Source organism: Pseudarthrobacter sp. fls2-241-R2A-168 (assembly GCF_030209335.1).
Taxonomy (GTDB): Bacteria; Actinomycetota; Actinomycetes; order Actinomycetales; family Micrococcaceae; genus Arthrobacter.
The window spans coordinates 141427-151502 of sequence record NZ_JARVSG010000019.1 but is presented as its reverse complement, the minus strand read 5'-3'; the positions used below and the strand labels follow the sequence as shown (position 1 = coordinate 151502).

The 10076-nt window shown below is 65.9% G+C and carries 6 protein-coding genes; 1 reads left to right on the top strand and 5 read right to left on the bottom strand.

What is annotated here, in order from left to right; genetic code table 11:
- Window positions 1-182: 182 nt before the first annotated feature.
- The gene (locus QRN11_RS13565; RefSeq protein ID WP_142059407.1) at window positions 183-3161 is read right to left on the bottom strand and encodes a UPF0182 family membrane protein; all 2979 of its coding nucleotides are present in this window, start codon (window positions 3159-3161) and stop codon (window positions 183-185) included.
- A gap of 150 nt (window positions 3162-3311) precedes the next feature.
- Window positions 3312-4526, bottom strand: a complete 1215-nt coding sequence (locus QRN11_RS13560) for a YlbL family protein (protein ID WP_502935033.1) — start codon at window positions 4524-4526, stop codon at window positions 3312-3314.
- A 136-nt stretch (window positions 4527-4662) separates the two neighbouring features.
- On the opposite strand from QRN11_RS13560, the gene QRN11_RS13555 reads away from it, so the two are divergent.
- Entirely contained in the window at window positions 4663-6159 is a 1497-nt protein-coding gene (locus QRN11_RS13555) for a zinc-dependent metalloprotease (RefSeq protein WP_285251388.1), read from the top strand.
- A 6-nt stretch (window positions 6160-6165) separates the two neighbouring features.
- On the opposite strand, the gene QRN11_RS13550 is transcribed toward QRN11_RS13555, so the two are convergent.
- Genes QRN11_RS13550 through nudC form a run of 3 tightly spaced genes read right to left on the bottom strand, consistent with a single transcriptional unit; the run spans window position 6166 to window position 10045 of the window.
- Complete coding sequence (locus QRN11_RS13550; protein WP_285251393.1) at window positions 6166-6843, bottom strand: M48 family metallopeptidase; 678 nt, start codon at window positions 6841-6843, stop codon at window positions 6166-6168.
- Complete coding sequence (locus QRN11_RS13545) at window positions 6834-8966, bottom strand: ATP-dependent DNA helicase UvrD2 (protein ID WP_285251387.1); 2133 nt, start codon at window positions 8964-8966, stop codon at window positions 6834-6836. Before QRN11_RS13545 ends, QRN11_RS13550 begins: the two co-directional genes overlap by 10 nt.
- A gap of 56 nt (window positions 8967-9022) precedes the next feature.
- Window positions 9023-10045: an NAD(+) diphosphatase gene (nudC, locus tag QRN11_RS13540; RefSeq protein WP_285251386.1), complete on the bottom strand. Its 1023-nt coding sequence runs from the start codon at window positions 10043-10045 to the stop codon at window positions 9023-9025.
- Window positions 10046-10076 lie beyond the last annotated feature (31 nt).

The following is a 10076-nucleotide window of genomic DNA, read 5'->3' as shown; positions in this document are numbered from 1 at the left end:
TGACCTCTGGGTTATGAGCCCAGCGAGCTACCGAACTGCTCCACCCCGCGTCGCAAGAACTACTTTACCGGGAGGTGAACAGCAGGCCAAATCGGGAGGGCGTGATCTCCGTCTCGCCGGCCCGGCACCCGCTCCGAAAGGAGCGGGTGCCGGCTGCCGTCGTCGGAATCAGTACCCGTCCATCAGCTGCCCGGCGAAGGCGACGGCGTGGCTTCCGGTGTCGCCGAGGACGCCGGGGCCGGGGTGGCCTCAGGCGCGGCCACAGGGATCTTCGCCTCAGCCTGCACGGCCTTGTCCAGGGCCGCCGAAAGCCGCTTCTGTGCCTCGCCGTAGCCGGCGAAGTCGCCACCGGCCAGCGCGGACTGGCCGGCCTTGATCGCAGCGTTCGCTTCGTCCAGTGCAGCCTTCAGCTCAGCTTTGGCGTCCGCTCCTGCCGGAGCCGGAGGTGCTCCAGGTTCGGCGGGCGTCTGGCCGTTGTTGTCCGAGTCGCCTGCGGCTGCTCCGGAATCGCCACCGAAGAGCTGCTTCAGCGCCTCATCCAGGGTGGGGGCAAAACCGACCTTGTCGCCGAAGGCCACCAGGACGCGCTGCAACGTGGGGTAGGACGTCTCACCGGTGGACTTCAGGTACACCGGCTGGACGTAAAGGATGCCGCCGCCGACAGGAAGCGTCAGCAGGTTGCCGTTGAGCACGTCCGATGCGCCCTGGCGGAGCAGGTTGAGGGCCTGGGACACAGTGGGATCGGAGTTGAACTTGTTCTGCGCCTGGCCGGGGCCAGGGACCTGGATCTCAGGCGGAATCTGCAGCAGCCGCAGCTTGCCATAACTGTCGGCCTTCACGCCGGCCTGGTTGCCGGCATCGGAATCGGCAGCAAGGAAGCCGTAAAGAACGTTGCGGGCGTTTCCGTTGACGATCTGTGGAATGTACGACGACGTCAGCTGGAAAGCGGGCTTGTCCTGGTCCGGCATCTGCAGCGACATGTAGAACGGCGGCTGCTTGACGTCGGTGTCCACGGTGGGATCCGCCGGCACGCTCCAGGCGTCGTTGGTCTTGTAGAAGCTGGATGGATCAGTGACGTGGTACTGCCCCAAGAGCTGGCGCTGGACCTTGAACAGGTCCTCCGGATACCGGACGTGGCTCATCACATCGCCCGACATCTCCGAATACGGCTTCAGCGACGAGGGGAACACTTTCTGCCAGGACTTCAGCAGCGGGTCCTGGTCATCCCAGGCGTACAGGGTGACCGAGCCGTCGTAGGCATCCACCGTGGCCTTGACCGAGTTGCGGATGTAGTTGACCGTGCTGTTGGGCAGCGCGACGGCGCGTCCCGACGTGGTCTGCGTATCCTCGGTGGCGTTGGAGAGTTGCTCCTGCTGCGAGTAAGGGTAGTACTGGCTGGTGGTGTAACCGTCCACGATCCACTTCACGCGTCCGTCCACCACGGCAGGGTAGGCGTTCCCGTCCACGGTCAGGTAGGGGGCCACCTTCTCCACGCGCTCACGGGGATTGCGGTCATACAGGATCTGGGACTCAGCGTTGACGCCGTCCGAGAGCAGCAGGTCCGAGGACTGGAACTTGATGGAGTAAAGCACCCGGTTGAAGAACGTCCCAACGTTGGGGCCGCCGTTGCCTTCGAAGGTGTACTGGGTCTCCCCCTCCCCTTCGCGGCCGGAGGGCCTGTCCTGCTCACGGGCCGGGGCACCGTCCGGGCCGCCTACAATCGAGTATTCCGGCGATGACTCACCGAAGTAGATCCGGGGCTGGTAGGTCGAATCATCACCGAGCACACCAGTTGAGGGAATGCCCGACTGCAGGAAGTCCGGCTTGCCGTCCACGGTGAATTTGTTGCCCTTGGCTGCCACCACACCGTAGCCGTGGGTGTATACCACGTGCTGGTTCAGCCAGCCCTGCTGGTTGGTGGCCACGTTGGTGGGGTTCAGTTCACGGACCGCGATCACAGTGTCCTGGATCTTGCCGTCCACTTCGTAACGGTCCACGTTGAGGGCGTCGGGGAACTGGTAATACGGCCGGTACTGTTCCAGCTGCGAGAAAGCGTCCGAGATCAGGTTCGGGTCCAGCAGCCGGATGTTGGCCGTGGTCTGCGCGTCCGGTGCGAGGGCTCCGGTGCTGGCGGTGTTGGTGGCGTCATACCGGTTCACCTGGATGGCATCGAGGCCGTAAGCCTTGCGCGTGTTGTCGATGTTGCGCTGGATGAATTCTTTTTCCAGTGTCTCTTCCGACGGACGCACCTGGAACTGCTGGATCACCCAGGGGTAGACACCGCCGGCCAGGATGGACGTGATGACCAGCATCGCGGTGCCGATGACGGGCAGGCGCCAGCGGCCGATGACCGCGGCGACGATGAACAGGATGGCAACCAGCGCCGCTGCCACGGCGAGGATGGCCTTGGTGGGGATGACAGCGTTGACGTCGGTGTAGAGGGCACCGGCCCAGCGGCCGCCGTTACTCTGCACTGCTGAATAACGGTCCAGCCAGAAATTGATGCCCAGGAGCACCAGGAAAGAAGCACCAGCGACGGCGATGTGGATCTGGGCGGCGCGGCTGGTGAAGATGCCCCGCTCCATGAGCCTGATGCTGCCGTACAGGTAGTGGGTGAGGATTCCGGCGATTCCGGCGATGACCACCACGCTGATCAGGAATCCTGTGATGAAGCCGAGGAACGGCAGGGTCATCAGGTAGAAGCTGATGTCCAGGTGAAATTGCGGGTCCTGCTCGCCGAAGGGCTCCTGGTTGAAGAAGAGGAGGACCTTTTGCCACTGGCTGGCGGCGGCGCTGCCGGCGAACAGGCCGAAGAGGACGGGCAGGCCCACCATCACCACGCGGCGGACCGGTTCCAGCTGTGCCTGGTAACGGTTGAGGTTGTCCCGGATTTCAGAGTCCGGCGCGTACACCGGACGGGACTGGTATGCGATGCGGATGGCGAAGAAGACTGCCAGGAACATCACGGCGAATCCGCCCAGGAAAATGCCGATCCTGGCCAGGTTCTCGGTGACGAACACTTCGATGAAGCCGAGCTGGCGGTACCAGAGGACGTCGGTCCAGACGTTTGCGAAGAAGATGAAGCCCACAACCACCAGGGCAACAACGATCAGGGTGGGCGTCAGCGCGCCGCGTCTTGAAGGGGGTTTACCTGTGGACATGGTGCTGGCGGGTCGGGACAAACTCGGTACCTCATAGCTGGTCGGTCAGATGATGCGTAGCGTGCGTGCGAGCGACGTCCTTACCGGTCAAACGCTGGTTCAGCCGTCATAATTGCCACGAGTGGCGGTAGAGCTTAGTTCCTGCCCAGTCTAGTTGGTTGTGCACGCCGGAAGGCCGGACGTGTCCTGGCCGGACCCGGCGAGTTCGACGGCGTGCCTCGCCTCTGCGAGGTTCCCGACCTTTATCACCTGCAGGCCGTCCGGAACATGCCCCACCACTTCCCCGCAGTTGGCGGCGGGGGCCAGGAACAGCGTGGCTCCCCCGGACCGTGCCCCTTGCATCTTCTGCCCGATACCGCCGATGGGGCCCACAGTTCCGTCCGGGGTGATGGTGCCGGTCCCGGCAATGTGTTTGCCGCCGGTCAGGTCGCCCGGGGTGACGGTGTCGATGATGCCGAGCGAGAACATGAGCCCCGCGCTGGGCCCTCCCACTTTGTCCAGCGAGATCTTCACGTCAAAGGGGAAGGTGAACAGGTATTTGAGCATCACGCCAAGGATGAAGCGGCCTTCGCCGTTGTCCTTGGGCGTAATGGCCTGGCTGACCTCCTGGCCGCCCCGTTCCACCACCACTGTGGCGGGCGCGCCTTTTCCTGCCGCCAGTTCCTCCTGGATGACGGCCAGGGAGGTGATCTCCTTGCCGTTGATGGTTTTGAGGATGTCCCCCGGCTCGATCTTCCCGGCCGCGGCGGAGTCATTGGACAGCCCTGCCGCCTGCAGCTGCTGCCCGAAGGGAATGTCCAGCTCATTAAGGGCGGACGCCACCGCGTTCTCCTGTGACGTGGTCATGGCCACCGAGCTCTGCTCCTGCGCCTCTTCCTTGGTGGTGCCCGTGGGATAGATCATTTCCACGGGATACACCGCTTTGGAACGGTCAAGCCAAGCGGAGAAAGCGCCCAGGATGCTCACCGGCCCGTTGGGACCGCCGTCGACGTAGACGGTGGTCAGGTCAAGGTTTCCGGCCGCCGGATAGGTTTCCCGGCCGGTGACGCTGATGACAGGGCTTCCCTGGTTCTGGCCCAGCGTGTTGAATGTGGGGCCGGGAGATTCAATGACATAGGGCACCGGCAGTGTTCCCGCGGCAATGCCCAGGCCGAGGGCGGCCATGCCGGCCACCATCATAGCGGAGACCTTTGGATGCCGGCGGGCCGGTTCAGTGAGTCCCGCGTCGGCGGGTGGGAACTGTCCTGACGGCGCACCCTCAGGTGCGCGGCCGGCGTCGTACTCATCTTTTTCCGCCTGCCAGGGGCCGGGCTGGAGGTCGGCAGCGTGGTCCTCTGAAGGGTGGCCGCCACGGGTTGTAGTCACTGGACCAACACTACGCGGTGCCCGGCGGCGGCAGTTCTTTGCCTACAGCGAACGGTAACGCGGTGCGGCAGACAGCCGACCGGCACCGGGGTACCGTGAAGGTTGAGCACCAGTCACACCGACGATCGGCGGGATCATGACCTCTAACCCACTTAATCCGTCCAACGGCGACGATACCCCCAAGGACCCGTTGACCGAGATGCTGCAAAACCTGATGGGCGGCAAGGGGATGGAGAATTTCGACCCCGCCGAACTGGCCAAGGCAGCCGGCCTTCCCAATGACCCCAACCTGCTGGCCCAGATGTTCTCCCAGGTGCAGGCCATGATGAGCGCGCCGTCCGAGGGGCCCGTGAACTGGCAGCTTGCCCATGAGAATGCCCGGCGGGTGGCAGCATCCAGTGCCGATCCGTCCGTGACCACACAGCAGTCCCGAGAGGTGGACGAGGCGCTGCGGCTCGCGGAGCTGTGGCTCGACCCCGTCACCGATCTTCCCGCCACCGGCCTGATCGGCCGGGCATGGTCCCGCGCAGAATGGGTCGAGGCCACATTGGGGACCTGGAAGAGGCTCACCGAGCCGGTGGCAAACAGCATCGCCAACGCGCTCTCCTCCGCCATGACGGAGCAGATGCCTGAGGAAATGAAATCCATGATGGGCGGGGCATCATCCATGCTCCAGAACATGGGCGGCGCGATCTTCGGCATGCAGCTGGGACAGGCCATCGGAGCCCTCTCCCAGGACGTGGTCAGCTCCACCGACATCGGCGTACCACTTGCCGACCTTGAAATGGCCCTTCTGCCCGTGAACATCGCCGCCTTCGGCGAAGGGCTCTCCCTGCCCGAAAACGACATCCGGCTCTTCCTCGCCGTCAGGGAAGCTGCCCACGCACGGCTCTTCGTCCAGGTCCCCTGGCTCCGGGGCCACCTGCTGGGCGCGATCGAGGCCTACGCCCGCGGCATCCACATCGACACGTCCCGGATTGAAGAACTGGCCCGGGACCTGGACCCCAGCAATCCGGAGGGCATCCAGGAAGCCCTGTCGCAAGGCGTGTTTATGCCACAGCGGACGCCTGCCCAGGACCAGGCGCTGGAGAAGCTCGAGACGGCGCTGGCCCTCGTGGAAGGCTGGGTGGACGAACTGACCGCCGCGGCCACGGACAAGGTGCTGCCGTCCGCCGGTGCGCTGCGCGAAACCGTGCGGCGCCGCCGGGCCACGGGCGGGCCGGCAGAGCATGCTTTCGCCGCTTTGGTGGGGCTGGAACTCCGACCCCGCCGGTTGCGGGAGGCCGCAACACTCTGGGCCACTTTGAAGGAAGAACGCGGCATTGAAGGCCGGGACGCGATCTGGCACCACCCCGACCTCCTGCCCACCGCTGAGGACCTGGACGATCCGAAGGGCTTCAGCGGCCGCCGCAAGCTGGCCGAGGCCAGTGACAGCGAAGTGGACGACGCCCTGCAGAAACTGCTGAGCGGCGGGTTTGACGCTACCCCGGCCGACGGGACCGAAGAGCCCGACAGCGGGGCGGCCGACGGCGGCGGTGACGTTGAGTCCGACGGCGGAGCCGAAGGTGGGCAGGGCGGAGCCGAAGGTGGGCAGGGCGGCCAGGATGGCCCCGACGGTGCGCCGAAAAGCTAAGCCGGCCTAGTCGGCGTCGTCCGTCCACGTTTCGCCGGACAAGGTTTCGCCGGGCCTCGTTTCGCCGGACAACGTTTCGCCGGACCAGGGCGCCTGCGCGGGTCCGGCGGCGCCGGCAACATCCGGCGTCCCGCTGTCCTTGAGCCCGCGTGCCATGGCGAAGGACACACCTTCCAGGAAGGCCTTCGCCCGTGCCGTCTCCGGATAGGCCTCGAGGAGCTTCCAGAACGCCGCGTTGTGCCCTGCCACCAGGAGGTGGGCGAGCTCGTGGAGCAGGACGTAGTCGATGACCCACTGGGGCATGGGACGCAGTTTGTCCGAAAGCCTGATGGTGCCTTCCGCCGGGGTGGCGGACCCCCAGCGGGAGTTCTGGTTGCTGACCCACCGCACCGACGCCGGCTTCGACCGCCCGCCGAGGTACCGTTCGGACAGCTGGGCGGCATGCGCGGCCAGGGCCGCATCCGAGGCCGGGCGTTTCCGGCCGGAGGCTGCGCGGCGCTCCCCCTGCTTGTGCAACTTGGCCAGCATGCGCTGGACCCATTCCCGTTCCTGGGCGGCCGTGAACCGCGCCGGGATGGCCACCACTGCCGTCCCGTTTTCCCAGAAAGCGGCAACCGTCCTGGTGCGGCGGGCAGAGCGGCGGACTTCAACGGGAGCGCCGTCCGCTGTGGTGATCACAGCGATGTGCTTTCGATAAGGACCCGGAGGACGTCTTCGCCGTAGCGTTCCAGCTTGGACGGTCCTACACCGGCAAGTGCAGCGAGTTCCTCCAGTGAGGATGGCTTTGCTTCGGCAATTGCTGTCAGCGTGGCGTCGGTGAACACCACAAAGGCGGGTACGTCGGCGGACAGGGCCGTTTCACGACGCCACGTCCTCAGGGCCTCGAAGGTCTGTTCCTCGTAGCTTGGGGGGCAGGAGTTGCAGCGCCCCACCTTCCGCTCGGCGCCCGTGCTGAGCATGCTGCCGCAAACCCTGCAGACTGCCGGGGCAGCAGCCTTGCGGCGCGGTGCCGGGCCTTTCCCGCGCGCACTGGAGCTGGCGACTGAATCGGGACGCAGCCCGTCAAGGAACCGGGAGGGCTTGCGGTTGGCCCGGCCGCCGGGGGTGCGGGCCGTGGACCAGGACAAGGAGAGGTGTTCGCGGGCCCGGGTGATACCCACGTAGAGAAGCCGGCGTTCCTCATCCACTGCTTCGGGCGAGTCGGCGAAGGAGATGGGCATGAGCCCTTCGCTGAGTCCCACCAGGAATACCGCGTCCCACTCCAGGCCTTTGGCGGCATGCAGGGAAGCCAGGGTGACGCCCTGCACCGTGGGGGCATGCTGGGCCAGCGAGCGTTCCTGGAGTTCGTTCACAAATTCAGCCAGCCCGAACTCCGGACCCCGCGACTGGACGAGTTCATCGGCGAGAGCCACCAGAGCCGCCAGGGACTCCCAGCGTTCCCGGAGTGCACCGCCGTTGTGGGGCGGTGAATCCGTGTAGCCGAGCGAGGCCACGATATCGCGGACCAGCTGGCCGAGCGGGTCGGGAGCCTCAGCGGAGACGGCGCGGGTGGCCGCGCGCAGCTGCAGGATGGCGTCGCGCACTTCCTTGCGGGCAAAGAAGCGCTCTCCCCCGCGCAGCTGGTAGCCAATGCCGGCAGCGGCGAGGGCCTGTTCGTAGGCCTCGGACTGTCCATTGGTGCGGAAAAGGACCGCCACCTCGCTGGCCGGGGTGCCGGCGTCGAGCAATGCCTTGATCTTCTGCGCAACAGTTGCGGCTTCCGCTTCGTCGTCCGAGCACTCGGTGAACTGCGGCGCAGGCCCGGCGGGACGCTGGGCCACGAGCTGCAGAGGGGCTGCCCACGCGGCGTCGGCCACGGGGCCGCCGCTGCGCCTGCCGGCGAGGAGATCGTTGGCGAGCTTCACTACCTGCGGAGTGGAGCGGTAGTCCCTGATCAGCTTCACTACATTGGCCTGCGGATAACGGGCCTTGAAGTCCAACAGGTGCTTCGGCGAAGCACCTGTGAAGGAGTAGATGGTCTGGCTAGCGTCCCCCACCACGCACAGCTCGTCCCGGCCGCCCAGCCAAAGCTCAAGGAGCCGCTGCTGCAGCGGGGAGACGTCCTGGTACTCATCCACCACAAAGTGCCTGTACTGCTCGCGCACGGTGGCAGCAACCTTCTCGTCCTCCTGCAGGATGCCCACGGTGATCAGCAGGACATCTTCGAAGTCGATGACATTGCGGTCTGTCTTGACGTCCTCATAGGACTGGAAGACCCGGGCCACGGCGGTGAGGTCAAACCCTCCGGGGGTGCCCCTGTCCTGCGCATTCTCGAGGTAGTTGGCGGGGGTCAGCATGGAGACCTTGGCCCATTCGATTTCCGAGGCAAGATCACGGATGGACGCCCTGTCCGTGCTCAACCGCAGCCGGCGGGCAGCCTCGGCGAGCATCTGGGCCTTGTGGTCCAGCAGGTTGGGAAGTGTCCCGCCAACGGCCTGCGGCCAGAAGAACTGCAGCTGGCGCAGTGCCGCGGCGTGGAACGTGCGGGCCTGGACGTTGCCTGCCCCGAGGTCGCGCAGCCGGCTGCGCATTTCAGCGGCTGCGCGCGCCGTGAAGGTTACGGCCAGCAGCCGCTGGGGCGTGTAGACCCCCGAGTGGACACCATAGGCGATGCGGTGGGTGATGGCGCGGGTCTTGCCGGTGCCGGCGCCGGCAAGGACACACAGCGGCCCGTTCAGTGTGCTGGCCACCTCGCGCTGTTCGGCGTCCAGGCCGCCGAGGATACGGTCCTCCAGCGATGCTGCGCTGTCAAAATTCTGTGTAGTCACTTTGCTGCTTTTTCGTCTCGACTACCGCGTGCTGGAGTCTGATGGGTAGATATGCTTCAGGCGCCTGTCAGGTCCTGAATGCGTCCGCCGAACCAATGCTCGATGAGGGAGCGGGCAATGGACAACCGGCTGGAGATGGTGATCTCGCCGGCGAGCACGGCTTCCTGGAGTTCCTCCCGAGTGAACCAGCGCGCCCTGGTGACCTCCACGCCGTCGGGCGTTGCCACGGCGTCTTCGGTGACGGCAGTAAATCCAAGCATAAGGGAGGCCGGGAACGGCCACGACTGCGAGCCAAGGTACTGGCACGCAGTTACCCTGACCCCAACTTCTTCGTGGATCTCCCGGACCACGGCCTGTTCCAGGGACTCCCCCGGCTCCACAAAACCTGCGAGCGTGGAAAAGTTCTTTGCATCACGTGCTCCGCCGCCGCCCAGGAGCAGGCGGCCGTCCGGGCCCACGACGGTGACGATGATGGCAGGATCGGTCCGCGGGTAGTGCTCGGAGGAATCCGCCGGGCAGCGCCGCACCCATCCCCCCGCCTCGACGTCTGTGGGGGTGCCACAGCGCGGGCAGTGCGTATGGGTGGCGTGCCAGTTGGTGATGGCGCTGGCTTCGACAAAAAGCGCCGTGTCTGTGGGGGTGAGGCCGGCGGCCACCTCGCGGAAGCCTGCCCAGGCAGCATTTTGAGGAATCCCGGCCGTCCCCGGTTCCACTGCCTCCGGCAGGACGAACAGCAGCAACTCGGTTCCAGGGGGAAGCTCCGAGTCCGGCAGGGCTGAGCCCAGGTAGACCGTCAACTGTGGGGCCGCATCTGCGGCGGCAAGGGCAGCGTGCAGTTCGCGGGCGTTCGGCAGGTACAGTCCCCCATCGTGGACCAGGCCCTGCCGGCCGGAAAGGACCACCGCCTTGGTGTCCGTTCCGGCAAGGAGTTCCTCCACCATTCCCGGCCGTGCCCGGGCCACCGATCCGCGGTCCACCAGCGCAGGCGGCACCGGGAGGACCGTGTCCATCAGGTGGTTCGCCGGCAGCCGGGCAGCTTTGCCGAGGTGGACCGGTGTGGCAGACTCCGCGTGGCTCATGTGTCCACCGTACTGACTGGGACCGACAAAT

Coding starts and splice junctions, on each gene's coding strand:
- QRN11_RS13565 (WP_142059407.1), bottom strand. CDS start 3,161: ATGTCCACAGGTAAACCCCCTTCAAGACGCGGCGCGCTGACGCCCACC.
- QRN11_RS13555 (WP_285251388.1), top strand. CDS start 4,663: ATGACCTCTAACCCACTTAATCCGTCCAACGGCGACGATACCCCCAAG.
- nudC (WP_285251386.1), bottom strand. CDS start 10,045: ATGAGCCACGCGGAGTCTGCCACACCGGTCCACCTCGGCAAAGCTGCC.